The sequence below is a fragment of the Diaphorobacter sp. HDW4A genome (assembly GCF_011305995.1).
In the GTDB taxonomy this organism is placed as follows: domain Bacteria; phylum Pseudomonadota; class Gammaproteobacteria; order Burkholderiales; family Burkholderiaceae_C; genus Diaphorobacter_A.
This window is the reverse complement of record NZ_CP049910.1, coordinates 5,144,348-5,169,658: the sequence shown is the minus strand read 5'-3', so window position 1 is coordinate 5,169,658 and position 25,311 is coordinate 5,144,348. Positions and strand designations below refer to the sequence as shown.

Genomic DNA, 25,311 nt, shown 5'->3' with positions numbered 1-25,311 from the left:
AGAGCATGTCTTCAGGCCGCCTTCTCTGGGTTCTTCTGGATGGCGTTGGCGAGGCCGCGATTACGCGCGTTGAGAAAACCCTCGCTCAGGTGCGAGAGCTGGTGCGTGTCGAAATGCGCCTCGAGCGCGGTGCGCAGGCCCTGCGCGTCGAGCGAGCGGTTGATCGAGCGCTTGATGAGCTTGAGCCCGAAGGGCGGTGCCTTGGCGATCTGCTGCGCCATCGCGAGTGCGGCGTCGGCCAGTTCCGCATCAGACACCACGCGGTTGACCATGCCGATCTCTTTGGCTTCCTGAGCCGTGATCTTGCTGCCGGTGAACAGCATCTCCTTGGCCTTGCGCGCGCCCATCACCCAAGGATGAATCAGCACCTCGGTCGCCGCCGCGCCCAGCGTATGGCCGACCGGATCGGAGAAATACGCCGAGTCGCTCGCAATCACCAGATCGCACATGTTGGCGATCATGAAACCACCGGCCACGCACGCGCCCTGCACTTGCGCGATGGTGGGCTTGGGGAAGTCCCAGATCTTCAGCGAATAGTCGAAGTAGCGCAGCTCTTCGTAGGCCCAGCGCTCCTCCACCGTGAAGTTCGCGCGCTCGGCCTGCGCCTGCTTCAGGTCGTGACCGGCCGAGAAATGCGCGCCCTTGCCGCCGACGATCACCACATTCACCGAGTTATCCACACGCGCCTCATCGAACGCAGCCATCAGCTCGTCGAGCATCTGCTGGCTTTGCGCGTTGCGCTGCGCCTCGCGCGCCAGCAGGATGCGGCGCACCGCGCCGTGGTTTTCGACTTCGATCGTCTCGTATGCCATGGGTCGTCTCCTTGTCTTTGCAATGGCATTCAGTCTAGACTCGTAAATTCCTGCATTACAAACACAATCGAGACTTTTTCCCATAATATGGACAAACCCGTTTCCACACCTTCCACCAACGCCACCAGCGCGGCCACGGCGGGCGCGCAAAGCCTGCGCCGCGCGTTGAGCCTGCTGCGCCTGCTAGCCGAGCACCAGGAAGACGGCATCACGCTGACCGAGGTGATGGCCGCCTCGGGCCTTGAGCGTTCGACCGCGCACCGCCTGCTGTCGTGCCTGGCCGAAGAACAGTTCGCCGAGCGCGACGCCGCCTCCAAGTCCTACCGCCTCGGCATCGACGCCATGCAGCTCGGCTTCGCCTCCATGCGCCGCGTGCCGCTTGTGGATAACTGCAAACCCCTGCTGCAGAAGCTCGCGCGCATGTCGGGCGACACGGTGTTTCTGGTCATCCGTCAGGGCGACTACTGCCTGTGTCTCGACCGCGAGGAAGGCCACTTCCCGGTGAAGGTGTTCACCACCGACATCGGCGGCCGCCGCCTGCTCGGCCTCGGCGCAGGCGGCCTCGCGCTGATGTCGCGCCTGTCCGACGCCGAGATCGAACGCATCTACGACCGCCACGCCGAGGAATACCTGCACGCCCACTTCACCCGCGAATGCCTGCTGCAAGCCGTGCGCCGCACCCGCGCTCTCGGCTATGCGGACATCACCGACACCCTCACCGTCGGCGTCTCTGGCGTGGGCTGCACCTTTACCGCATCAGCCAGCACACAGGCAGCCATCAGCTTCGGCGCCATCTCGCCGCGATTGCCGCCCGAGCGAAAGAAGGAGATGGCGAAGCTGCTCATGGAACAGGTGCAGCCCATCTCAAACCCTGTGGATAGAGAACAACCAGATTGACATCCTTCGCCCGTCCCATCACTCTCGCCCTAAAGAATCTATTGATCTTCAAATTCAGCTCAGGGAGTGTGTGACAAATGGGCATGCAAGCAATCCGCCGAAACCTAGTCGCCATCGCAGCGCTGGCCGGAGCGCTGACGGCCCCGGCATGGGCAGCGCGAGAGTTCACACCGCAGTCTGGCCTGTGGATGATTCCCTCTGAAAACAACGGCCAGCCTGGGCGTGGTTTCTCGCTCGATGTGCAAGGGAACACCGCGTTTTTGCAGGTGTTCAACTACGAGAAAAGCGGCGCGGCCACCTTCCACACCGCCGTGGGCCAGCTCGACGCAGCGGCATCGATGACTGTGCCGCTGTTGCGATTCAAGGGAGGGCGCTATCTGGGCGGGCCGCCTCAGGTTGCGTCCGAAGACGGCACACCAGGCAATGTCAGTGTGCGGTTCACGGATGGGCTCAACGGAACAATTCAGTTTCCTGGCGAATCCCAGCAACCCATCGCGCGCTTTGTGGTCCCCGAGGCCCTTCCCTACTGGTGGACCCAACCTGCCGCTGCGCCGGAGATAAAGGCAGGAGGCACCCGAGACATGAGCTGGATATCAAGGACCAGCAGCGGCGCACAGATTTTCTGGCGTAGCAGTTTGTCCAACCTTGCCGATGGGAGCCTATCCCTGCAACTATCGCGTGTGAATGAACGGAATTTGTATTCACCGCCGCGTACTTTCGCTTGCCAACTGGATGAAGAAACCCAAGTGGTGGATTGCCTTGCGCAGACATCTACGAACGAAGCGACAACTGGCGTGATTGTCGACCGCGTGCGTTTTCGCACGCTGGGACGGGACGTCGTTGGTTTCATGCGCCCCACTTCGAATCACGGCGAGCGTTGGCTGCTCAATGGATTCAACGAAGGCAGTACAAGATATACATGTACCTCTGAGCCCTGCAGTTATCTGAACAACATCACGACATGGGCCTACTCGTCAAACGTATTTCCGGGAGGCATATGCATCCCCGAAATGTGCAACTTCACCTATTCCCTCATGGTGCTGCCAAGCAATGGTGCATGGATCATTGATGATGAAACCAACGGTCAACCGGGACGCGGCGTGTTTCTCGACGTTCAGGAAAACGTGGCCATCATCCAGACCTCCGACTATCTGCAAAGCGGAGAGCCCACTTTCCACATGGGAGCAAGCCGCCTGCGAGCGCCCCAAAATGATTACTCGGAGACCACTGCCGACATGCCCTTGATCCGATACCAAGGGGGGCGTCATTTTGGTGGACCTGCGCAATCTGGATCAGAAACCGCGAATGCGGGAACGCTTCAACTCATGCTCTCGCCGCGGAAAGACAGTGATTCCACTGACTTCGCAACAGGCAACATCCACTTGCCAGCCGAAAGCGCCAAACCCATGCATCGTCTGCGCTTTGAAGCTTCTTCGAATCCGCTTACCGACAAGTTGGGGGAGTACCTGATCCGATGGAAAATTGACGGAGGCTACCTACAACGATGGGAGCGCCTGACACGTCTTGAGGATATCTTCGCGACAAACGATGACGGTACCGTCAAATGCTATGTTTCCGCACCCAGCGAACCTGACGGGTTGCGCTGCGCTTGGCTGCCTTCGCCCAACATCAGTCAAACTTGGCTTGGAAGCGCAAGCCTGACAATCAGTCCTTTCCAGCGCAAAACAAATCCCAACGCCCCGGACATGTTGTACCGGACACGTGACCAGCATGGCAACTGGCTGGGCCTCGGCGCAGTGAATCTGCCGGGTCTGGCCATCCCCGCAGATTGACCAGGTTCCTCGCAAACACATCGAGAAAATAGGGCTGCCTGTGGATAACTCGCAGCCCTTGTTCTTTTCCGCTCGCATCGATCGTTTCGATCAGGTCAGATTCAGTCCCCCATCCGACAGCACGACCTCGCCCGTCAAGTAATCCGAGGACACGAGCATCGCGACGACCTGGGCGATGTCTTCCGGCGTGGCACCCCGGCGCATGGGGGACTTTTCGCTCCAGAGGGTGCGGGCGGTGGTCCAGGTTTCGGTGAGCGGGGTATCCACCAGCCCGGGTGCGACGGCGTTGACGCGGATGGCGGGGGCCAGGTTGAGAGCGAGCAGGCGCGTCATGTGGTTCAGGGCAGCCTTGCTGGCGGAATAGGGGATCGACGCGCCCTTGGGGCGCACGCCGGCGTGCGAACTCACGTTGACCACGCAGGCTGGTTTTCCATGCAGCGCGGCGGATGCGCGAAGCGCGTCTTGCGCATGGGCGATCAGCCGAAACGGCGCGACAACGTTGACTTCGTGCATCTCGTGCCAGATCTCAGGTGAGGCGGCGAGCAGGTCACCATGCGGAATGACCTGACTTATCCCCGCATTATTCACAAGTACGTCGAGGCGACCGCATTCAAGCAGCGTCTCGCGGATCAGCCGCTTGCGGTCTTCTTCCATAGCCAGGTCGGCCTGTAGATAACAGGTGTGTGGCATTTCTTTGGCCATTGCGTTTCCTGTTTCGACGCTGTTGCGTGAATGAAGAACGACGGAAAAGCCTTCCTGCAGAAGTCGGCGGGCAATGGCCGATCCGATTCCGCTGGTGGAACCGGTCACGAGAGCGACGGGACGCGTGGTGGTCATGTAGGTGAAACGGGGCGTTGTGCTGAAAAAAGATGCAATTTACGGAAAGTATGCCTGCTATTTAGGCAAATTCCTTTGGTAATTCTGCAATACGAAATTCAGAACATGATCCTTTCTAAGCCCATCCGCATTGATGACGTTGTTCTTTAATAGTGTTATTTATATATGTTGGTAGTAGTAGAGCGAACAACAATCTGTGGATAACTTGTTTTTCCCCATAGATGACAAGCACTTCAGGAAATTCAAACCATGTGCCAGGAGGTACCGTTTGAATGAGGTCGAAATGGGAACAACTTTGAAGTTATTCACTTATCTGTGGATAACTTGAATTTATCCTTGGAATTCTGTACAAGTTTATCCACACCCGCTTGTAAATTGGATTTCAGTTGTGGATAAACAGTTATCAAGTGGCTTAGAAGTGGTATCCGTAGCGCACCTGTGCGAAGTTTTCGCCGGGGTTGGGATGTTTGATGCCTGCGTTGGAAACATGTTCGATGCGCAGTTGCACCTCGTGTCGACGCTGATCGCCGAAGTTGTAGCCAACACCCAGATGGCTTGCGAAGTTGAAGGAAGTGCTGAATTCCTTGTGGACAGTGACGTAGCGGTCTGTCATGTAGCTCAGGCCAATGCCGGCTTCGACAAACCACGGTGAGCTGCCGTGGTCCGCACGCCAGCGCAGTGTGGGGGTGAGGCCGAACATCCAGGTGTCGTCATAGCCGCGTGCGCCGTCGAACGACAGGCGTGTGGCATAAATATCCCAAAGCCCGCGCACCCGCCCGCCCCAGAGGTCATAAGACCAGCCACTCCATGGCATGGTCACGCCGACGGTGGCGGCATGTGTGCCCCGATTGGCCCAGCTACCTTGCACATAGATGGATCGGGCCTGGGACAGGTCGGTGGTGAGCGACTGCTGGGCCAGGGCGGCCTGAGCGAACAGGCCCGAGACAAGAACCAGCGCAGCACTTGTGCGCAATGTTCTGAATGCGCTCTTGCATTCGCGGCGGGTGAAATGGAAAGACATGGCAGAACTCCCAAATTCAGCTATTTGCTACTGACTTTAGTCTCGGGACTACAGGTCGTGTCGTAGGTCGTTACCGCATCACTGATGTGTTTCTTCGGAACAGAGTTTTCCGACATTGAACACAAAAGCCCGCATATTGCGGGCTTTTGTGTTCAATGTCGACGCTATGCGCCGCAGGGCAGGGCTTACTGCGGTTGGACCGGGGCTGCGGGAGCGGCGTCCGAAGGCATTGGCTTGCTCTTGCCGTCATGACGTGGATGGTGCTTGCTATCGTGACCACCACGGCGTTGCTCATGGCCCTTGGCGCCGCCATCACGTGGACCATGTTCTCCGCCGGGGCCGAAGCGATGCATCATGCGCTTGCTTTCCTGGTCGAACACCTTCTGCTGCTCGGGCTTGAGGGTGGCGTAGAAGGTCTTCACGGCTTCGCCGCGTCGATCCATCTCAGCCGAGCGCTGGGCGTGCATGGCACGCATGCGATCAATGCGTTCGGGCGTGGTCAGCTTGTCCATTTCCTTGGGGTCCAGACGCGCGTGGTCAGGCCGGTCCTTGGGGTGCATGGATGCCTGGAAGGCGTTCCAGGCGGGTTCCTGGTCGGCCGTGATCTTGAGCTTTTGCTTGAAGGCTTCGGCATGCTTGGCCATGCGTTCTTGGCGCTGCTCGGGCGTCATGCGCTGACCGCGTTCGTGTGGAGGACGGTGGCCCGGCTTGGCGTCTGCTGGTGCGGAGGCGGCGGGTGCTTGGGCAGACGCTGCCGTCTGGGCGAAGGAAGGGGCGGCTGCGGCGGCAAACATGGCAGCGGCCAGTGCAGTTGCAGCAAAAGTACGGGTACTGAAAGTGAAGCGGGCCATGATGAGATTTCCTTTCGTGAAATGTCTCGTGTCGTCCTGGGATCAGGGCGCCGGGGGTGTCTGCCTGAGAGAGAGCAGTCGAGAGGAGCAGGACAAGAACCCCGGCGCTTGGATGCAAGTGTGGGATCGGCATGTATCGCCACGGTGTTCCAAATTTCAATCTGTGTAAAGTTCTACAAATTTCTCCAGCGCCGGGGATGCGCTTTGGGGCTCCTCAAGCCGGGCTGTGGATAACTGAAATCGACCTGCATTGACCATTGCAACAGCAATGGCCGCTATTATTTTGATGGCGGTCTGAATCTTGAATCTCCCGTGAAGGGACATCGCACAACACGGACAATGCAGACAGGTAGAGGGTCCTTGTGGGCCGCTCATGAATTTCGCAAAGTGAAGGACGGATAGTTATCGTGTTCAAAAACATGATCGTGTATCGCATCGCCGAGTCATGGCAGACGGAGTTGACGCAGTTGGAAGAGGCTCTCGCCAAGTCGCTGTTCGAGGAATGCGGCGCGACACAGGAAAAGTCCGTCGGCTGGGTGCCGCCGCGCGGCGATGAGCATGGCCTGCTCGCCGAATCCGTGGGCGGGCAGTGGATCCTGCGCCTGATAACCGAGGCCAAGGTGCTGCCGGGCTCTGTATTGGCGCGCAAGGTCAAAGAGAAGGCCGCGCGCATCGAGCAGGAAACCGGTCGCAAGCCTGGCAAGAAGGAGAGCAAGGAGCTCAAGGAAGAGGCCAAGCTCGACCTGCTGCCCATGGCCTTCACCAAGCAAGGCTCGACTTGGGTGTGGATCGATCCCGAGGCGCATCTGCTGGTGCTCGACACCGGCAGCCAGGGCCGTGCCGATGAGGTGGTGACCATGCTGGTCGACGCGCTCCCGGGCTTTGCTGTGGCGCTGCTCGACACGGCCGAGTCGCCGCAGGCTTGCATGGCGCACTGGCTCAAGGAGCAGGAGCCGCCGGTTGGCTTCAGCATCGACCGCGAGTGCGAGCTCAAGAGCGCCGACGAAGCCAAGGCCGTGGTGCGCTATTCGCGCCATCCGCTCGATATCGACGAAGTTCGCGAGCACATCGAACAGGGCAAACTGCCGACCAAGCTAGCGATGACTTGGGACGACCGCGTCTCGTTCGTGCTGACGGAGAGCTTTCAGATCAAAAAAGTGTCCTTCCTCGACACGGTCTTTGAAGGCCAGAAGCAGGACGATGGCGGCTTCGACACCGACGTGGCCATCGCCACCGGCGAGCTCACCAAGCTGCTGCCCGATCTGATCGACGCGCTGGGCGGCGAGGGGCGCACGGAACTTGGCGGCGGTACGTCGACTGCCACGCCACGCGCGGATGCCAACACCAAGCCGGGTGCTGTGGATAACTCCAAGTCCGCAGTGACCACGGACGGTGACGACGAGGAAGAAGATCCGCCGTTCTGATCAGCGAATGATCAACGGGCTGAAAAGCTTCGCGCGACTGCGTCAAACTCCTTGCGCCTGTCGGCCCGGATGAAGGGCCGCACGGTGGAGAAGGAAAGGGCGTAGTCGTCGCGGCAGACGATATAGGGCCGCCCGCCTTCCATGAATCGGAACTGCGCTCCCTTGGGACTCATCCACAGCTCGAACTGGCCCGTCTCGCGCATGCGTTCGATGCAGCCCTGATCGTCGCCCTGCGTGTTGCCAATGGACTTGAGCAGCCGCTCCAGCAGCTTCAGGGGAAGCGCTCTGTCGTTGGGCTTGGCGGGCTGCGTCAACCAGCGGTTGAAGTCTATGGGCTCACCCGTTGCCAGATCGAAGGTCTGAAAGCCCTGGCCCTCGTTGGGATGCGCGCCACCGCAGTAGGACGCGGTGCTCGTCTCTATGGTGACGACACGCGCTGACTCGGCGATCAGACGCATCTCACCATCGTATTCCGAGCACTGGCTCCAGTCGCTGTTCATGTCCTCGCGCATGGCGATCAACTGGCGGTTGATGGCTTGCAGCGCAGTCGGTGGAACGGCGGGCGTGGGCAGCAGCTCCAGCGCCATGGCCTTGGACACGGGATGCTGCAGGTGCTTGAGCTTCATCCGGTGCGACTGCACTTTGACTTCGGCGTGCTGCGCCTTGATCAGGCGCATCTCCTGCCAGGGGCGGTCGAGGCGCTTGCGCTCGAACCTCTCGCAGGTGTCCGCCACCCACTTGAGCTGCAGCGGCGCGCTATCCCATTTGGGGGCCGACGATGGATCCCCGCGCAGCCGGAAGTGCATCGTCCCCTGCCAGGACTTGTCACCGCTGGCCTTGAGCGTCATCCAGTCTGCGAGATGCTCGCCCTGCAATGGATCAGCAAGCGAATGGGTGCAGCAGCTGCCTTCGAGGCTGGTCTGCCACATACCCGCCAGCTCGGTTGCCATCTCGGACGGCGGCCGTGCCATGCGCTGGGTGTTGGGCTTGAAGAGTTCCACAGCGGACGTGCTTTCCTTTGCGACCAGCACGTAGAACAGGCCCTCGTCCTGTTCGATGCAGGCCTGTACCTCGTGGCCCTTGAGCGTGCCTTCGTAGAGATGACCGGGCAACACGTCGGAGCCGGTCTGGGCAAGCGCCACCGAGCCCATCCAGGGTAGCAGCAGACAGCAGCCAAGCCGGTGAAACGAGCGACGAGCAATGTGCATGGAGGAAGGCCTTGTGGAAAGCAGCGCTGCAGTTTTGCAATTTTTGCCATGCTACGCAGTGCGGCTGCAAGTTGTCCACAGAAGCGCCTTGAATGACAAAAGCCCCGTGGCCGACAGACGTCAGCCACGGGGCTTTACGGATGGCAAGAATGCTCAGGCGTGCTTTGCGCCGGGTTCTTCGGGTTCGGGTGGCAGCGTGTCGTTGAGCGCGGCGTCGAGCTTGCTGTGATCCAGCGCGTTTTCCCAGCGCGAGACGACGACGGTGGCGACTGCATTGCCCATGAAGTTGGTCAGCGAGCGGCATTCGCTCATGAAGCGGTCCACACCCAGAATCAGCGCCATGCCGGCGACCGGCACTTCGGGCACCACGGCGAGCGTGGCGGCCAAGGTGATGAAGCCTGCGCCGGTCACACCAGCAGCGCCCTTGGAGCTCAGCATCGCGACCAGCAGCAGCATAATCTGGTGGCCGAGCGTGAGGTGGGTGTCGGTGGCTTGCGCGATGAACAGCGCGGCCAGCGTCATGTAGATGTTGGTGCCGTCCAGATTGAACGAGTAGCCGGTAGGAACCACGAGGCCGACCACCGACTTGCTGCAACCGGCGCGCTCCATCTTCTGCATGAGCGAGGGCAGGGCAGATTCGGACGACGAGGTGCCCAGCACCAGCAGCAGTTCGGCCTTGAGGTACTTGGCCAGCTTGATCACGGAGAAGCCGCACATGTGGGCGACGGCACCAAGGATCACCACCACAAACAGCAGCGAGGTGATGTAGAACGTACCGACCAGCCATGCGAGGTTCACGAGCGAGCCCAGACCGAACTTGCCGATGGTGAAGGCGATGGCGCCGAAAGCACCAATGGGAGCGGCCTTCATGAGAATACCCACTAGCTTGAACACGGGGATGGTGAGCGATTCGAGGAACTTCAGCACCGGTTTGCCGTGGTCGCCGGACATGGCCAGCGAGATGCCGAACAGCACGGCGATGAACAGCACCTGCAGGATGTTGTCACCCACGAACGGGCTGACCAGCGTCTTGGGGATGATGTCCATGAGGAAGCCGGTGAGCGTCATCTCGTGCGACTTGCTCACGTAGCCCTGCACTTCCTTCTGGTCCAGATCGGCCACGTTGATATGCATGCCAGCGCCCGGCTGGATCACGTGCGCGACGATCAGGCCGACGATCAGCGCGAGCGTCGAGAAGAACAGAAAGTAGACCATGGTCTTGGCGAACACGCGGCCCACGGTGCGCAGCTGCGTCATGCCGGCGATGCCGGTCACGATGGTGAGAAAGATCACCGGCGCGATGATCATCTTCACCAGCTTCACGAAGGCGTCACCCAGCGGCTTGAATTGCTGCGCGTAGGCGGGCTCGAAGTAGCCGAGCAGCACGCCGACCACGATGGCGAAGATCACCTGGAAATAAAGCTGCCGATAGAACGGCAGATGCTCGGGCTGCGCAGCCTGCTGCGGGATGGGTTGCATGCGGGTTCTCCAAAGTTTGAATGTGAGACCGCATGCGGGAGCAAGCTGTTTTACGAGCCATGCTGCGAGCGAAACCATCGCCAGCTTGCGGAATGTTCCGGTTTGTACGGCGCATGGCCACAGCTGGCGATAACACATTGGTATTAGTCGGACCAGGCTCCCTCTGGGTGAACTTCGTAACCTAGGGTAATTACCTAGTACCTACACTGCAGTATTCGGCGGTTCAATCACCTGCCACCCCTTTTTTTTTGACTTTTGATCGACCGAACCCCATGCCCTCATCGCGCCGTCGAATTGTGTGGACCGTAGTTGCCGTGCTCGCGGGCATGCTGGTCTGCATGCTGCTGGCCAGCCAGTACGCGCTGCACCGCTCGCTGCAGGAAGAAAGCCGCACCGTGGAGCGCCAGCTCTCGCTCTACGCGCAGGAGCTGTCGCAGCGCATCGACCGCTACCGCACGCTGCCCGAGGTGCTGGCGCTGGATCCGCAGTTGCGCGCGGCGCTCACGCATCCGCTGACGAGCGCCGAGGTCGACCAGCTCAACCGCAAGCTCGAGGCCGCTAACGGTGCCAGCCATTCGTCCACGCTCACGCTGATCAACGTGCGGGGACGTGCCCTTGCTGCTAGCAACTGGCGCGACGAGCGCAGCAACGTGGGTGAGGACTACAGCTACCGCCCCTACGTGACGCAGGCCATCGCCGAGGGCCGTGGGCGCTTCTACGGCATCGGTATGACGACCGGCGAGGCGGGCTACTTTCTCTCGCGCGCCATCGTCGATGACGAGAGCAACATCGTGGGCCTCATCGCCATCAAGATCCTGCTGATCGAGCTGGAGCGCGGCTGGCTGCAGACCAGCGACATCGTATTTGCCTCCGATGCGCACGACGTGGTGTTTCTCGCCAATCACGATGACTGGCGTTATCGATTGCTCGCGCCGCTCTCGCCCAAAGACCAGGGCGAGCTCAACGCGACGCGCCAATATGCCGACCAGGAACTGCGACCGCTGCAGTTCAGCATCGAAAAAGAGGTGGCCGACGGCGGCACGCTCGCGCGCTTCAAGGAGCCTTCGCTGTCGCAGCCCATGCTCTGGCAGACGGTTCAGCTGCCCGACTCGAAATGGCATCTGCATCTGCTTCACAACACGCAAAGCAGCACGATCGCCAGCCGCTGGGCGGCGGTGGCTGCAGCGGGCATCTGGCTCGCGCTCGCGATGCTGGTGCTGTATGTGCGCCAGCGCCAGCGTCTGTCCAACCTGCGCCAGCGCAGCCGCCAGGAACTGGAGACCGTGCTGCACCAGCATGCGCAGGAGCTGCGCACCGCGCAGGACGGCATTCTGCAGGCCGCCAAGCAGGCCGACACCGGCCTCTCACGCAGCCTGCAGCATCTGCCCCAGGGCGTAGTGGTGATCGATGCGGATCTGAATCTGGTGGCCTGGAATTCGCGCTATGTGCAGCTGTTCCGCTTTCCGCCCGAGCTCATGCGCGTGGGCGCGCCCGTCGAGGCGCTGATCCGCCACAACGCGCGGCGCGGACTGATCGGACCCAACCCCAGCGAAGAGGCGATTCAGCGCCGCCTCGACCATCTGCGCGAAGGCACGAGCCATCTGCACGAAAGCGCCAAGAGCGACGGCACGGTGCTTGAAATACGCGGCAATCCCATGCCCGATGGGGGCTTCGTCACGAGCTATGCCGACATCACCAGCTATAAGAACGCCGCGCGCGAATTACGCTCGCTGGCCGACACGTTGGAACAGCGCATCGCCGAGCGTACGCGCGATCTCGACCAAGCGAAACGCGAGGCCGAATCGGCCAACCGCTACAAGACCCGCTTCGTCGCCGCCGCCGTGCACGACCTGCTACAGCCGCTGAACGCCGCGCGCATGTTCAGCTCGCTCCTGCGCAGCCATCTGCACGACGACACAGCGCGCCACGTGGCCGACAGCATCGACGGCGCGCTCACCGCACAGGACGGCATTCTCAACAGCCTGCTCGACATCTCGCGCATGGAGTCGGGCCAGCTCGACGTGCATGTGCGCGACTTCACGCTCGGCCCGCTCCTGCAGGTGATGCAGCACAACTTCGGCATCATCGCGGAAAGCCGTGGATTGAAGCTCACCGCCGTGGGCTCGCGCTACGTCGTCCACAGCGATGAGGCGCTGCTGCGCCGCATCCTGCAGAACCTGCTGTCCAACGCGATCCGCTACACGCCCAAGGGCCGCGTGCTGATCGGCTGCAGGCGGCGCGGCGATCACCTGCGCATCGAAGTACACGATCAGGGCCCGGGCATTCCCAAGAGCCTGCAGCGCGAGATCTTCGAAGAGTTTCGTCGTCTCAACGAAGGCCACGACCAGGACCGCGGCGCGGGGCTGGGGCTGGCCATCGTCGAACGGCTGGGCAAGCTGCTCGGCCACGAGATCGGCCTTGTCTCCGAATTGGGCCGGGGCAGCACCTTCTGGGTCAGCGTGCCGCTGGCCGCGCAGCAACCGCATCAGGCCGACGCGACAGCTGCCGCCAAGCAACCCGAGGCCCGCGCAGACATGCCGCTTCAGGGCCTGCGCGCCTGGTACATCGACGACGACGCGCCAAGCTGCGCGGCCACCGGCGCATTGCTCGAACGCTGGGGCTGCGAGGTGCCGTTCGCGGGTGGACCGCAGGCCGCGCTCGATTTCGCGAACCGGGGCCACGCGCCGCAACTGGTGCTGCTCGACGTGCGCATGGGTGCGTATTTCGGCCCCGACCTGTATGGCGAGCTTTCGGCCATCTGGCAACAGTCGCCGCAGGTGATTCTGGTGACGGCCGAGCGCGACGTGGCTCTGCGCCGCAATGCGGCCGAACGCGGCTGGGCGATGCTGTTCAAGCCGGTGCGTCCCGCTGCGCTGCGGGCGCTGCTCAGTCAGACGCTGCTGCGTTTAGGTGAAATCACAGAGAAATCCTGACCTCTCAGCGTTTGCGAGCAACGACTTCCATGCACAGGTAGTACCGCTCGCTGACGCCATAGCTCAACGGCTCGAAACCCTGAGCCCGCAACAGCTCGAACAGGCGCTCCCGCCCGAAGTTGTGATAGTGCTCAAGCTCGCCCCAGTAGGGATTCTGGCCGGTTCTGTCCAGCACCCGCCATGCGTAACACTCATCATTGGGCATGGACAGAAATAGCATCCCATCAGGCTCAAGGACCTGATATGCATGCTGCAACGTAGGAATGGGATAGGGAATGTGTTCCAGCACATCGGCCATGGAAATCACCGAGAGTGGTCGCTCTGGCTGAAAGTGCTCGAACTCCATCACATGGGCTTCGATGCCGTCAAGCCGCATCAACTCCACCGCCTGGGAGCGCAAGTCGAGGCCCACTACAGAATATCCGTATTCTTCTGCGGCCCCGAGCAACGCGCCATTGCCAAACCCGACATCCAGCCATGTGCCCTTTGCAACGCCCGTTACCCCAATGACCTTCTCCACCATGCGTGCAGAAATGCTGCGACTCGGATGCAGATTGTTTCCCGGCAGTTGATGCGGATTGGCCGACGCAAAGATCATTGATAGCGCCTGCTCGCTCCAGACACCGTCAGTGAACACATGTCTGCAGTCCGAACACTGCATCCAACGCATCAAACCTGGCAGTCCCGGCTTGAAGAGTGGATGGTGCTCACAGCTCGCACGCCGATGTTCCACGAAGTGTTTACTGGCACACAGCGGACATGCCATGTAGGGAATGCGCGCGGCAATCGGCGGCGTCGGCTTGGGCGGGATGGAAAAGGTGTAGAGCGGTGACGACATGGCGTTGGGTTTATTGGATCAGCCCATTATCCGGTGCACGCTGGCAGACGGATCCTCGGGAATTCCCAAGGACCATGGTTCGACAGGACACGCCATGTTCGAGGCTTACACCCCGGCCTGCTGGTGCCGGTACTCCTGCGTGCGCCCGCCATAGCCATAAGCCGCTGCGCGCGCATCGATCACATGCACATAGCTGACCTCGTGCAGGTCGGGTCGCAGCTCCTTGAGCGCCGCATGCAGCTCGCGGATGAACTGCGCCTTCTCGGCCTTGGTGTTGGTCTCGTCAGTCACGCTGATGTCGAGATGGAACGCGCTGCGCCCCGTCTCGGCGAGTGTTTTCCCGGCGATGAACCATTGTTCGGAAGGTGTGAAAAACACCTGTATGGAGATGACCTCCGGCTTCTTTCCGAGCACGCGGCAGGTGAGGTCGATCACCTTGTCCACACTGCATTGGGCAAGCGACGCATCTACGGGGCCGGAGAGATAGAGAACGATATGGGGCATGTTGCGTACACCTCTGTTGATAAGCATGTACATGCATTCTGGATATCTTTTATCCATCGGTAAAATGGGAATATCAGTTGATATCCATCGGAAAACCCGGTGGATAATATGCGTACAAGCGACTGGACAAGTTGCGTATGAATTACGTATTTCTTGCGTATGACCTGCGCACAACCGTTTGGAAAATTCCTGTAGAACTGCGGTATGTCCTTTGGACAGGTCCGTGCAGAAACTGTGCAATGCAAGCCTTCGACATCGATCAACTCAGAACCTTCGTGCATGTCGTGAACGCCGGCAGCGTGACTGCGGGCGCGGGCGTGGTGTTTCTGTCGCAGTCGGCTGCCAGCGAGCAGTTGAAGAAGCTGGAGGACCGAGCGGGAAAGCTGCTGCTGGTGCGCAGCAAGAGCGGCGTGCAGCCCACGGCTGCGGGCAAGTTGCTGCTCGAGCATGCGCTGCGCCTGCTGGCGATGAGCGACGAGGCATGGCGCGATCTGCATGAAGCGCCGCTTGAGGGCGAACTGCGTCTTGGCATCACCGACTACTTCCGTCCGTCCGAAGTGACGGGGCTGCTCGCGCGGCTTGCGCAGCAGCATCCCGGTGTGCGCCTGTACGTCACCATGGGGAAAAGCCGTGTGGTGGAAGAGGAGCACGCGGCCGGTCTTCTGGACATCGCCATCACCATGCGTGCGGATGGAAAAACCAGCGCCCGCGCGCACCTGCTGCGCACCGAGCCATTGCGCTGGATGACCGCTCCGGGGCGTCTGCCCGCAAAGGGTCAGGCGTTGCCGTTGATCACACTGACCGAAGGTTGTTCATTGCGGGTGCTGGCCGAAAAAACACTTGTCCACAGGAGCGTCGCGTTCACGGTGGTGCATGTGGCGTCGGGCGTGCGCGGCATGCAGTCGGCGCTGGCGGCGGGGCTGGGGTTTGCGTGCCTGAATGAATCGGCTTTGTGCGAAGGGGTGGAGGCGGTGTCGGCGCGCGCGTCACGCCTTCCGGCGCTTGGCGCGGTGAGCTTTCAGATGCTGCCCGCGCGGCGCGGCGACGCGCCCATCGTGCGTGAGGTGCGCGAGTTGCTCATTGAACAGCTCGGTTGAAAAGCTGACGCGTTAAACGGTGCTTTCGGGCTCGAGGCTCTTGACCAGCACGGCGGCCTGGGTGCGGCTGTAGCACTCGAGCTTTTTCAGGATCGCGGTGACGTGCACCTTCACGGTGTTCTCTGCAAGCCCCAGCTCGTGCGCGATCTGCTTGTTGAGCAGGCCGTCGGCCAGGCACATGAGCACGCGGAACTGCTGCGGCGTGAGCTGCGCGAGTTTGGCGGCTAGATCCGCGTCGGCTGGCGAACTCTCCGCATCGGTGTGCGGAAAGGACAGGTCACCGTCGAGCACGTTCTGGATCGCTGCCACCATGTCGTCGGCCGAGGACGACTTGGGGATAAATCCGGCCGCGCCGAACTGCTGCGCGCGCCGGATCACGCGCGCATGTTCATTGGACGAGATCACGACGACGGGAATCTGTGGATATTCGCCGCGCACATGCAGCAGCGACGAAAAGCCACGCGCGCCCGGCATGGCCAGATCCAGCAGCACCAGCTCGATTTCAGGATGCTCGGCCAGCGCCGCGCCCAGCGTCTGGGCACTCGCAGCTTCGAGAATGGAAAACTGCGCAAAGCGTTCGTGCAGCACATGGATCAGCGCCGCGCGGAACAGCGGATGATCATCGGCGACAAGCAACGTGGAATCGGGCATGGCGCGCAGTCTGCCACGACTTGAAGCCATCGGCAGTTGCATCCCCCGAAACGCTACCATCGCGGCATGGCACTCAACTGGGTCTGGATCGGGTTTTTCACAACCGCTTTTTTCACCGCCGTCTGGCGGTGGTGTACCGGCGACGACGGGATCTTTCAGGCATTGCTCAATGCGATGTTCGATGGCGCGCGCTCCGGCTTTGAGATTTCTCTGGGCCTCGCCGGCATCATGTGCCTGTGGCTCGGCCTCATGCGCGTGGGCGAAAAGGCCGGAATGATCGAACTGCTCGCCCGTATCGCCAGCCCGGTGCTCACGCGGCTTTTTCCCGGCGTGCCAAACGGTCATCCGGCGCAGGGCGCGATGACAATGAACATCTCGGCCAATCTGCTGGGTCTGGACAACGCGGCCACGCCGCTCGGCCTCAAGGCCATGCGCGAGCTGCAGTCGCTCAATACCGAACAGCCCGAAACCGCAAGCAACGCGCAGATCATGTTCGTGGTGATGAACACCGCCGGGCTCACGCTGATCCCGACCTCGGTGATCGCAATCCGCCAGAGCGTGGCGCTCAAGCAGGGGCTGGGCGCGAACTTCAACGCGGCCGACATCTTTCTGCCGACGCTGATCGTCACCTTCATCTCGCTGCTGGCAGGCGTGCTTGCCGTGGCGGTCTGCCAGCGGCTGCCGATTTGGAAGGCACGGTTGCTGGTGCCGGTGCTGGTCGTCGGCGGTCTGCTGGCGACTGCGGTGACGGCGCTTGCGCAATTGCCCGCCGAACAGGCGGCGAAGATCGCCGGTGCCGTTGGCGCTGCCGTGATTCTCGGCGTGGTGATGCTGTTCCTGCTGGTCGGTGCGTGGCGGCGGGTGAACGTCTATGACGCCTTCATCGACGGCGCCAAGGAGGGCTTTGGCGTGGCGGTGCAGATCATTCCCTATTTGATCGCGATTCTGGTCGCCATCGGGGTGTTCCGTGCGGCGGGTTGCATGGACGCGCTGCTGACGGGCATTGGCGCGCTGGTGAGCGCGCTCGGCATGGACACCGAATTTCTGCCGGCCTTGCCCGTCGGGCTGATGAAGGTGCTCTCGGGCGCAGGGGCGCGTGGTCTGATGATCGACGTGCTGCAGACCCATGGCGTGGACAGCTTTGTGGGCAGGTTGGCAGCGATCGTTCAGGGTTCGACCGAAACCACGTTCTACGTGTTGGCCGTGTACTTCGGCAGCGTGGGCGTGCGCCATGCCCGTCATGCGCTCGCCTGCGCGTTGTTTGCGGATGCTGTGGGCCTGATTGCGGCCATTGGGGTCGGATACCTCATGCTGCGCTGAAATTCACGCTGGGGGGCCGGAAAACGGGTTTCCCGGACCTGGGTAACGTGGTTCCTCGCTCCATGCATTGCTTTTGTCGAGGCACTTTCCGTTGAACAACTCCGCCGCTTTGGCTTGGCCAAAGCGGTTTTTTTGTTTTCCGGGCAAGTTATTCAAGTTTATCCATTGTTATCCACAGGAAATCTCCAGCGCAACGTGGATAACGGCCGATCTTTGGAGTCTTCCGTTTTTCCAATCTCCCAATTTCCTGCGCGGCATCTTTCCCAAGTTCTCCCTTGGTTGTTCTTTAAAGCTGTTATTTAAGAATGTTAGTAGTAATAGGAAGTCGGGAAACCTGTGGATAACCTACCTTTTGTTTTTTGGATCAAAGACTTGTTGAAAAAACAAGCATGTGGAGTCAACCGGGCTGCCGCTGCATCCGGAATGGGGATAAATCCCGGGAAATTTCCGGACCTGTGAATAAGTGTTGGGTTGTTCTGGTTCGGTCCTCAAAGTTATCCACAATCCCTATTTTCACTACGAAAACTCGATATAAATATTGTGAATGTTATTGTTGTAGCTCTTGAAACAATAGCGGTTTGAGCTTTTAAAACTGGCTTTGTCACAGTGAGAAAAGTACCTTGGACAACTGTTCCTGTGCGAGCCGTGAAGGGGAAGAGGGCGGGCGCTCGCAGCGGTTTGTGGGGCGTTTGCGGGACAATGGCGGCTTTCGAACCATCAGAATTCCCACCGTGACCGATTCCGCACAGCCCACATTGCCCGACCGCCTGTCCATCGACCCCCGCAGCCCGCACCACAAGCCGGAGTTCTTCGAGCAAGACATCGGCATCACCTTCAACGGCAAGGAGCGCTTCGATGTCGAGGAGTACTGCGTGAGCGAGGGCTGGATCAAGGTGCCCGCAGGCAAGACCCTGGACCGCAAGGGCCGCCCGCTGCTGATCACCCTCAAGGGCAAGGTCGAGGCTTTCATCAAGCCTGCAGCCCAGTGATGCCTGTTTTTTGAGCAGCCTTTGGGCCGCTCATTGAACGGATACAGACGAAAAAAAAGGGAGCGCCTCACGACGCTCCCTTTTTTGTTGTGCCTTCTTTTTAAGCAGAATTTTTCGCACTGCTTAAATGATGAGCAGTTCCCAGCTCAGATCGGGTTGAGCATGCTGCCAGTGCTCAGAAACTGCTCCACATTGGCCACCACGCAGCGTTGCATGTCGATGCGAGTGTCGGTGGTGGCGCTGGCCATGTGCGGGGTGAAGACCACGTTGGGCAGCTGGCGCATGGCTTCGGGTGCGCCGGGCTCGCCCTCAAGCACGTCAAGGCCCGCCCCGGCGATGGTTCTGTGGATCAGTGCGTCGATCAGCGCTGCCTGGTCGATCACTGTGCCGCGTGCGATGTTCACCACGATGCCTTGCGGGCCGAGCGCCTTGAGCACCTCGGCGTTGACGATGTGGAAGGTGCTCGCACCGCCGACGCAGGCGAGCACGAGGAAGTCCGCCCAGTCAGCCAACTCGGTGAGATCGGGCATGAAGGTGTGGGGCAGGTCCGGCTTGGCCGAGCGCCCGGTATAGCGCACGTCCATGTCAAAGCCCACGCCGCGCCGCGCGATCGCCTGACCGATGTGGCCCATGCCGACGATACCGAGGCGCTTGCCCGACACGCGCAGGCCGAGCGGAAACTCGCCCAGGCGCACCCATTTGCCGTCGCGCACGTACTGGTCACCCTCGGCCACGCGGCGGGCGCTGGCGAGCAGCAGCGCCCAGGCCATGTCGGCCACACAGCCGTCGAGCACGCCGGGGGTGTTGCTCACCGGAATGCCGCGCGCGCGGGCTGCGGCCACGTCGATGGTGTCGTAACCTGCCCCCCAACTGCAGATGCCGCGCAGGCGCGGAAAGCGCCCCATGGTTTCGGCGCTACAGCCGATGCGGGCGGTGGTGACGAGCAGTTCGACCTCGGCCGCATGGGCGTCGATGAAGGCGGCATCCTTGTCCCAGAGGGACACTGCACTGTGCTGCTCGCGCAGTTGGCTGTCGGCGAGTTCGCCGATGGAAATCATCTGCGCGATACGCAGGGGGGGCTGGGTGGTGACTGACTGCTGACTCACGCTGACAAAACTCCGTTGAAATTCACTCTACCTTGGCACCCGAGATTTTCACCGCTTCGGCCCAGCGCTTGGCTTCCGCATCGATCAGCTTCGAGAAATCCTGAGGCGCGAGGTTGTTCACTTCCGCGCCCATTTCTTCGAGCTTCTTCGTGATTTCGGGCGTAGCGACGATGGCCTGGATGTCCTTGTAGATGCGGTCGCGCAGCTCCACTGGCAGCTTGGCTGGCGCAAAGGTGCCGAACCAGGTCGCACCGACGAAGCCCTTCATGCCCTGCTCGGTGAACGTGGACACGTCGGGCACGGCGGACATGCGCTTGTCGTGCGCGAGGCCGATGGCGTGCAGTTTGCCCGCCTTGATGTAGCTCGTCACCTCGGAGAGCGTGGCGAACGCCATGTCCACCTGACCGCCGAGCAGGTCGGTGATCATCGGAGCCGCGCCCTTGTAGGGCACGTGGACGGTGTTAACGCCGGCCTTGGTCTTGAAAAGCTCGCCGGTCAGGTGCTGCACGCTGCCGTTGCCGGGCGAGCCCATGCTGGCACCACCGGGCTGGGCCTTGATCCACTTGAGCAGCTCGTCGAGATTCTTTGCGGGGATCTTGGGCGTGGTCACCAACACCAGCGGAATCGTGGCGGTCAGCGTGATCGGCGTGAAGTCCTTGATCGGGTCGTAGTTCAGCTTGGGATAGAGGCTGGCGCTGATGGTGTGCGTGGCGGTGGTTTCGAACAGCGTGTAGCCGTCGGGTGCGGACTTGGCGACGTTTTCGGCGCCCACAGTCGTTCCGGCGCCGGCGCGGTTGTCCACCACCACCGCTTGACCCCATTTCGTGCCGAGCTTGTCGGCGATCATGCGGCCTATCACGTCCGTCGCGCCTCCCGGCGGGTAAGGAACGACCATGCGCACCGGCTTGCTCGGGTAGCTTTGGGCGAGAGCCGAAGTGACAGGGGCGAGTGTGGCGGTGCAGGCAAGCGCAGCCAGCAGCGCGCGCAGGGATGAGCGGCGAGTATTCACGTGAAGTCTCCAGAATTTTCGAGTCGAAAGGTGGTGTTCTTTTTTTGAATTCGATTGGAGCGGCTTCCACTCATCAACACAAATCGTTATTTGTCTATGATTTATCGCCTATGACTATGAATATCAAATACCGGGCGGTGAAGGCGTTTTTGCTGGTGGTGGAAAGCCGCTCGTTCACGCACGCGGCGGGTGCGCTGGGCGTGACGCAACCCTCGCTCTCGGCGCTGATCCAGGATCTGGAGGACACGCTGGGCCTCAAGCTGCTGGAGCGCTCCACCCGCAGCGTGGCGCTGACCGAGGCGGGGGAGGAGTTCCTGCAGCGCATCCAGCGGCCGCTTGCCGACGTGGAGGAGGCCTATCGCAGCGCGCTCGATCTGTCGGCCGCACGGCGCGGCAAGGTGATCGTCGCGGCCCTGCCGTCCGCCGCCTTCGGGCTGGTGCCGCACGCGCTGGCCCGCTTGCGCGCGGTGCATCCGGCGCTGCAGTCACGTGTTGTTGAGGCGCATACCGACCAGTTGCTCGAGATGCTGCGCACCAACCAGGTGGAATGCGCCATTGGCCCGCTCTCCGAAGCCGCACCCGATCTGCACTTCGAGCCCCTGTTGACCGATGGCTATTACGCCGTCTTTCCGCACGGACATGCGCTTGAAAAGCTCTCCAGCATCCGCTGGGAACAGCTGCTGGCGCACGATCTGGTGCTGCTGGCACGAGGATCCAACGCGCGCGAACAGTTCGATCGGGCATTGCAGGCGGGCAGCGACGAATCGGCCGAGCCTGTCACGCCGCGCTGTGATGTCACACACATCATCACGGCCGCCTCAATGGCCAGACACGGCCTGGGAGTCGCCCTGCTGCCTCGCCTTGCGTTGCCCGAGCTGAACCTGCAGGGCCTGATCGCCCGCCCGATCCACGCGCCGAACGCGCACCGCGACATCGGCCTGATGCACCGCCGTGACCGTGTGCTGGGCCCGGCGACGCGTTATTTCATCGAACAGCTGCGCAGCGTGACGGGGGATGTGGAGCGGAGTTTGTTGCCGCTGCGTTGATGGGAGAGGTCGGGGCCGTAGGAGGCTGTTGAGTCAATGCGGATGCGCTGTTTCCGACACACTCGCCAGATCATCGAGAATCGGGCAGTCCGGGCGGTCGTCGCCGTGGCAGCAATGGACCAGTGACTGCAGGCTGCGCTTTATCGCCTGCATGGCGGCGATGCGTTCTTCGAGGTTTTCGATGTGGGTTTGGGCGACCTTCTTGACCTGGGCGCTCGCGCGTTCCTTGTCTTTCCAGAGGCTGAGCAGGGTGGCGATTTCTTCCATCGAGAAGCCGAGGTCGCGCGAGCGGCGGATGAAGCGCAGGGTGTGGACATCGGCCTCGCCGTACTGGCGGTAGCCACTGTCGGTGCGGGCCACTTCGGGCAGCAGGCCGAGCGATTCATAGTGGCGCACCATGCGTGCCGAGACACCGGCACGCTCGGCAGCCACGCCGATCGCCACCGGCCAGTGGACCGGTTGGGGCGCGATGGCGTGTTTGGTGGTCATCATGCGGCGACGGTGTAGCCTTCTTCCTTGATGGCGTTGGCCACGGCGTCGCGCGACTTATCGCTTTCCACTACGACCTGGCCGGTGGGCAGATCGACCTGGATGATGGCGTCGGCATCGACTTCGCGCACGGCATGCACCACGGCACGCTCGCAGTGGCCGCAGGTCATGCCTTGGACTTGGAATGTGTACTTCATGCTGGTTTTCTCCTTCGGTGATGGCTGATATGTTGATGATGTACCTTGACACCATGTCAGAGTCAAGAAGGTTTTACCGGTTCCTTTTTTTGCGAACTGTTCCAGGCTGGGACAGCCCTGCCTGAATCCTGTAGAAAGCGTGGCTGGCATTGGTCTTGCAGCCCGTTGGCGATGCCAACGAAAAATGCGAAAGGGACAATCGTGATGATGGTGAAGGTCATGGTGCAGCGCAGGAAAATTGTGCTGCTGGGATTGCTTACCGCGACCCGTGCGTTTGGTGCCGTCGGGCAGGAGGATCGCACGGGCGGCGATCCGCTGGGTTCCATGCAATGGCCGACGCTGCGCAAGCAGTATCTGGGCGATGCGCCTGTGCGTTTCACGGACGAGGTGATCGTGCACACGCCGCCGTTTGCCGACGACGCGATGAACGTTCCGGTGCAGATCGACGCGCGCAAGCTCGCGGAGGTGGGAGGCGGAATCAAGCGCATTTGGGTGGTGGTGGACCGCAATCCGGTGCGCGAGGTGCTGGATTTCGAGCCGATGCGCGCGCTGCCGATGCTGTCGCTTCGCATCCGGCTGGAGCAGGCTTCTCCGGTGCGGGCGATGGTGCAGACGCGGAATGGTCAGTGGCATGTGGGCAGCGTGATGGCGCAGGCGGCCGGGGGCGGCTGCACGGTGCCGGGCGCATCGCGCGCCGATGGCTCGTGGCGGGCGACGCTCAATCAAGTGCAGGCGCGGATTTTTGGCAATGTGATCGATGGCAGCCGCCGTCTGCGGCTGCGGGTGATGCATCCGATGGACACGGGGCTGGTGGCGGGGATTCCGGCGTTCTACATTGATCGGCTGGAGCTGCGTGATGCCGGTGGCGAGCTCTGGTGGCGGCTCGCTCTGCATGAGCCGGTGTCGGAGAATCCGCTGATCTCGTTCGAGCTGCCACCCGAAGGGCCGCAGGCATTTCGACTACAGGGGCAGGACAACAACGGCAACCGTATTGATGCGGAGGTAAAGTCATGAAACGACTCACGACACTGGCCGTGATCTGCATGGCATTGAATGCCGGGGCGCAGACGCCGATTCAGCCTTCCGCAGCCAACCGGGCCGACATGCAGAAGCTCGACTACCGGCTTGAGCCGCGCCGCATTGCGGAGAACACCTGGGTCATCGAAGGGCCGGTGGAGGATTTCTCGCGCAGCAATGGCTGCAACATCATCAACACGGCGTTCATCGCGACGGATCAGGGGGTTGTGGTGATCAACACCGGCCCGTCGCGCCTGTATGGCGAGCAGCAACGCAAGGCGATTGAAAAGCTCACGCAGCAGCCGGTGTTGCGGGTGTTCAACCTCAATCTGCATCCTGACTATTTTTTAGGCAATGCGGCCTGGAGCGACAAGCCCACGCAGGCGCTTGCGGGCAGCATCGCGGGGATGAAAGCCGAGGGCGCAGCGTATGAGGACAACCTGTACCGACTCTGCGGCGACTGGATGCGAGGCACGCAGGCCGAGCCCGCGCGCGAGGCGATCCAGCCGCAGACGATTCGCCTCGGCAGCCATGTGCTGGAGCTGCGCCGGTTGCATGGACACACGGCGGATGATCTGGTGATCATTGATCAGACGACCGGCGTGCTATTTGCGGGCGGATTGGTGTTTGCCGACCGTGTGCCGACCACGCCGCATGCTGATCCGCAGGCGTGGCTCGCGAGTCTGCAGGTGCTCAGGCAATGGCAGGACGACGGCTTGTTCAAGTGGGTGGTGCCGAGCCACGGCCCCGTGCACGAGGGGCCGCGCGGCATGGAGCAGACCAGTGACTGGCTGCAGTGGCTGGTGGCGCTCATGCAGCGCAGCGCGGAGAAAGGCGTTGATCTGAGCGAGCTGCTGCGCACACGGGTTCCTGAGCGGTTTGCAGGATGGGCGGCGCAACCGGCGGAGTTTCACCGCAGTCTGGCGCAGTGGTATCCGCGCTATGAGCAGCAGGCACTGAGCAAACCGAAGTGACGGACGCTGTGTCTTTGTGTCGCTTGATATGCGTCATTTTTGAACAGTGTCACGGCCCGGTGTGACAGGTGCGCGGGCGCTGCAGAGGTGGCGAAGTGGCCGCGCATATGTGTGTGTGCATTGGCATGGATGTTGCCACTGGGTAGGCACTCCAACCCACATCACCGCTCCACCACTATGCGCACTGCTTACATTTTCAGTTTTCTGATGGCCGGCATCGCGGGCCATGCTGCCGCCAGCGACATCGATGTGGCCGCAGCCACCGATCTGGCCAAGGCGACCGGCTGCTACAGCTGCCACGCGGCCAAGGAGAAGATCGTCGGACCGGCGTTCACCACCATCGCCGAAAGGTACAAGGGCGACAAGGACGCCGTGGCCACGCTGTCGCAGTCCATCCAGATGGGCTCGACTGGCAAGTACGGCCGCATTGCCATGCCCGCACATGCGAGCCTCAAGGCGCCCGATCTGAAGCTCCTCGCGAGCTTTGTGCTGTCGACCAAGCCATGAGTCCCGTGCAAGCACAGAACCTGCCGCACCCACGCACGCTGCTGGGCGCGGCGCGCATGACGCTCGAGCAACTGGAGGGTACGCAGGGCCAACATCTCAAGGCCTATGCCGCCTGCCGACTGGGCTATCACGTCGAGGCGCGTGACCTGTGGGAGCGCCTCGCCTTTGATGACGATGCCGATGCGCTGTTCGAATTGGGCCGCATGGCCGAGTTGGGACTCGGAGAGCCATGCGACGCGCGGCGTGCCTGTACGCTGTATCAGCGGGCCGCACAGCTGGGGCACAACGCGGCGAAAAGCCGTCTCAGCTGAG

General features: G+C 61.5%; 25 protein-coding genes. 12 read left to right on the top strand and 13 right to left on the bottom strand.

Annotated elements, in window-relative coordinates; all coding sequences use genetic code 11:
* Nucleotides 1–11: 11 nt before the first annotated feature.
* Nucleotides 12–812 carry an enoyl-CoA hydratase gene (locus G7047_RS23695; protein ID WP_166310612.1) on the bottom strand — a complete coding sequence of 267 codons (801 nt, stop codon included), beginning with the start codon at nt 810–812 and terminating at the stop codon, nt 12–14.
* Nucleotides 813–899: 87 nt separating this feature from the next.
* On the opposite strand from G7047_RS23695, the gene G7047_RS23690 reads away from it, so the two are divergent.
* Nucleotides 900–1,709 (top strand): IclR family transcriptional regulator, encoded by an 810-nt coding sequence (locus G7047_RS23690; RefSeq protein ID WP_166310610.1) that lies wholly within the window; start codon nt 900–902, stop codon nt 1,707–1,709.
* Nucleotides 1,710–1,786: 77 nt separating this feature from the next.
* On the top strand, nt 1,787–3,502 hold the full coding sequence (locus tag G7047_RS23685) for a hypothetical protein (RefSeq protein WP_166310608.1): 1,716 nt from the start codon (nt 1,787–1,789) through the stop codon (nt 3,500–3,502).
* A gap of 90 nt (nt 3,503–3,592) precedes the next feature.
* Here the strand turns inward: G7047_RS23685 and G7047_RS23680 are convergent, their stop codons facing one another.
* The 3 genes from G7047_RS23680 to G7047_RS23670 all read right to left on the bottom strand — a co-directional run bounded on the left by G7047_RS23680 (nt 3,593) and on the right by G7047_RS23670 (nt 6,211).
* Nucleotides 3,593–4,339 carry an SDR family NAD(P)-dependent oxidoreductase gene (locus G7047_RS23680; RefSeq protein WP_166310606.1) on the bottom strand — a complete coding sequence of 249 codons (747 nt, stop codon included), beginning with the start codon at nt 4,337–4,339 and terminating at the stop codon, nt 3,593–3,595.
* A gap of 412 nt (nt 4,340–4,751) precedes the next feature.
* Nucleotides 4,752–5,360, bottom strand: a complete 609-nt coding sequence (locus G7047_RS23675; RefSeq protein ID WP_166310604.1) for an acyloxyacyl hydrolase — start codon at nt 5,358–5,360, stop codon at nt 4,752–4,754.
* Nucleotides 5,361–5,545: 185 nt separating this feature from the next.
* Entirely contained in the window at nt 5,546–6,211 is a 666-nt protein-coding gene (locus G7047_RS23670) for a Spy/CpxP family protein refolding chaperone (protein ID WP_166310602.1), read from the bottom strand.
* A 407-nt stretch (nt 6,212–6,618) separates the two neighbouring features.
* Here G7047_RS23670 and G7047_RS23665 point away from each other — a divergent pair, with 407 nt between their 5' ends.
* A complete protein-coding gene (locus tag G7047_RS23665; protein ID WP_166310600.1) occupies nt 6,619–7,635 on the top strand; it encodes a recombination-associated protein RdgC in 1,017 nt (338 codons plus the stop codon).
* 11 nt (nt 7,636–7,646) lie between these two features.
* Here G7047_RS23665 and G7047_RS23660 read toward each other — a convergent pair whose 3' ends face one another.
* Entirely contained in the window at nt 7,647–8,843 is a 1,197-nt protein-coding gene (locus G7047_RS23660) for a hypothetical protein (protein WP_166310598.1), read from the bottom strand.
* 153 nt (nt 8,844–8,996) lie between these two features.
* Nucleotides 8,997–10,322 carry a dicarboxylate/amino acid:cation symporter gene (locus G7047_RS23655; RefSeq protein WP_166310596.1) on the bottom strand — a complete coding sequence of 442 codons (1,326 nt, stop codon included), beginning with the start codon at nt 10,320–10,322 and terminating at the stop codon, nt 8,997–8,999.
* 272 nt (nt 10,323–10,594) lie between these two features.
* Between G7047_RS23655 and G7047_RS23650 the strand changes: the two genes are divergently transcribed.
* On the top strand, nt 10,595–13,255 hold the full coding sequence (locus G7047_RS23650; protein WP_166310594.1) for a PAS-domain containing protein: 2,661 nt from the start codon (nt 10,595–10,597) through the stop codon (nt 13,253–13,255).
* A gap of 4 nt (nt 13,256–13,259) precedes the next feature.
* On the opposite strand, the gene G7047_RS23645 is transcribed toward G7047_RS23650, so the two are convergent.
* Both G7047_RS23645 and G7047_RS23640 read right to left on the bottom strand, forming a co-directional pair.
* Entirely contained in the window at nt 13,260–14,093 is an 834-nt protein-coding gene (locus G7047_RS23645) for a class I SAM-dependent methyltransferase (protein ID WP_240939238.1), read from the bottom strand.
* Nucleotides 14,094–14,198: 105 nt separating this feature from the next.
* Nucleotides 14,199–14,597: a 4-oxalocrotonate tautomerase gene (locus G7047_RS23640; RefSeq protein WP_166310592.1), complete on the bottom strand. Its 399-nt coding sequence runs from the start codon at nt 14,595–14,597 to the stop codon at nt 14,199–14,201.
* Between the two features lie 239 nt (nt 14,598–14,836).
* On the opposite strand from G7047_RS23640, the gene G7047_RS23635 reads away from it, so the two are divergent.
* A complete protein-coding gene (locus tag G7047_RS23635) occupies nt 14,837–15,694 on the top strand; it encodes a LysR family transcriptional regulator (protein ID WP_166310590.1) in 858 nt (285 codons plus the stop codon).
* Nucleotides 15,695–15,706: 12 nt separating this feature from the next.
* Here G7047_RS23635 and G7047_RS23630 read toward each other — a convergent pair whose 3' ends face one another.
* Nucleotides 15,707–16,345, bottom strand: coding sequence for a response regulator transcription factor (locus G7047_RS23630; RefSeq protein WP_166310588.1), 639 nt, complete (start codon nt 16,343–16,345; stop codon nt 15,707–15,709).
* 66 nt (nt 16,346–16,411) lie between these two features.
* Here G7047_RS23630 and G7047_RS23625 point away from each other — a divergent pair, with 66 nt between their 5' ends.
* Nucleotides 16,412–17,665, top strand: coding sequence for a nucleoside recognition domain-containing protein (locus G7047_RS23625; protein ID WP_166310586.1), 1,254 nt, complete (start codon nt 16,412–16,414; stop codon nt 17,663–17,665).
* A gap of 731 nt (nt 17,666–18,396) precedes the next feature.
* Nucleotides 18,397–18,654 (top strand): DUF3297 family protein, encoded by a 258-nt coding sequence (locus G7047_RS23620; RefSeq protein WP_166310584.1) that lies wholly within the window; start codon nt 18,397–18,399, stop codon nt 18,652–18,654.
* Between the two features lie 146 nt (nt 18,655–18,800).
* On the opposite strand, the gene G7047_RS23615 is transcribed toward G7047_RS23620, so the two are convergent.
* Together G7047_RS23615 and G7047_RS23610 are read right to left on the bottom strand one after the other, a co-directional pair.
* The gene (locus G7047_RS23615) at nt 18,801–19,712 is read right to left on the bottom strand and encodes a 2-hydroxyacid dehydrogenase (protein ID WP_166312233.1); all 912 of its coding nucleotides are present in this window, start codon (nt 19,710–19,712) and stop codon (nt 18,801–18,803) included.
* 70 nt (nt 19,713–19,782) lie between these two features.
* The gene (locus G7047_RS23610; RefSeq protein ID WP_240939236.1) at nt 19,783–20,769 is read right to left on the bottom strand and encodes a tripartite tricarboxylate transporter substrate binding protein; all 987 of its coding nucleotides are present in this window, start codon (nt 20,767–20,769) and stop codon (nt 19,783–19,785) included.
* 110 nt (nt 20,770–20,879) lie between these two features.
* Between G7047_RS23610 and G7047_RS23605 the strand changes: the two genes are divergently transcribed.
* Nucleotides 20,880–21,815: a LysR family transcriptional regulator gene (locus G7047_RS23605; protein WP_166310582.1), complete on the top strand. Its 936-nt coding sequence runs from the start codon at nt 20,880–20,882 to the stop codon at nt 21,813–21,815.
* Nucleotides 21,816–21,848: 33 nt separating this feature from the next.
* On the opposite strand, the gene cueR is transcribed toward G7047_RS23605, so the two are convergent.
* On the bottom strand, nt 21,849–22,304 hold the full coding sequence (gene cueR / locus G7047_RS23600; protein ID WP_166312231.1) for a Cu(I)-responsive transcriptional regulator: 456 nt from the start codon (nt 22,302–22,304) through the stop codon (nt 21,849–21,851).
* Nucleotides 22,304–22,501 carry a heavy-metal-associated domain-containing protein gene (locus tag G7047_RS23595; protein WP_166310580.1) on the bottom strand — a complete coding sequence of 66 codons (198 nt, stop codon included), beginning with the start codon at nt 22,499–22,501 and terminating at the stop codon, nt 22,304–22,306. The genes cueR and G7047_RS23595 overlap by 1 nt, the downstream gene beginning before the upstream one ends.
* 204 nt (nt 22,502–22,705) lie before the next feature.
* Between G7047_RS23595 and G7047_RS23590 the strand changes: the two genes are divergently transcribed.
* The 4 genes from G7047_RS23590 to G7047_RS23575 all read left to right on the top strand — a co-directional run bounded on the left by G7047_RS23590 (nt 22,706) and on the right by G7047_RS23575 (nt 25,310).
* Nucleotides 22,706–23,515 carry a quinoprotein dehydrogenase-associated SoxYZ-like carrier gene (locus G7047_RS23590; RefSeq protein ID WP_240939235.1) on the top strand — a complete coding sequence of 270 codons (810 nt, stop codon included), beginning with the start codon at nt 22,706–22,708 and terminating at the stop codon, nt 23,513–23,515.
* Entirely contained in the window at nt 23,512–24,492 is a 981-nt protein-coding gene (locus G7047_RS23585; RefSeq protein ID WP_240939234.1) for a quinoprotein relay system zinc metallohydrolase 1, read from the top strand. The genes G7047_RS23590 and G7047_RS23585 overlap by 4 nt, the downstream gene beginning before the upstream one ends.
* Before the next feature lie 207 nt (nt 24,493–24,699).
* On the top strand, nt 24,700–24,999 hold the full coding sequence (locus G7047_RS23580) for a c-type cytochrome (RefSeq protein ID WP_166310578.1): 300 nt from the start codon (nt 24,700–24,702) through the stop codon (nt 24,997–24,999).
* Nucleotides 24,996–25,310, top strand: a complete 315-nt coding sequence (locus tag G7047_RS23575; RefSeq protein ID WP_166310576.1) for an SEL1-like repeat protein — start codon at nt 24,996–24,998, stop codon at nt 25,308–25,310. The genes G7047_RS23580 and G7047_RS23575 overlap by 4 nt, the downstream gene beginning before the upstream one ends.
* Nucleotide 25,311 lies beyond the last annotated feature (1 nt).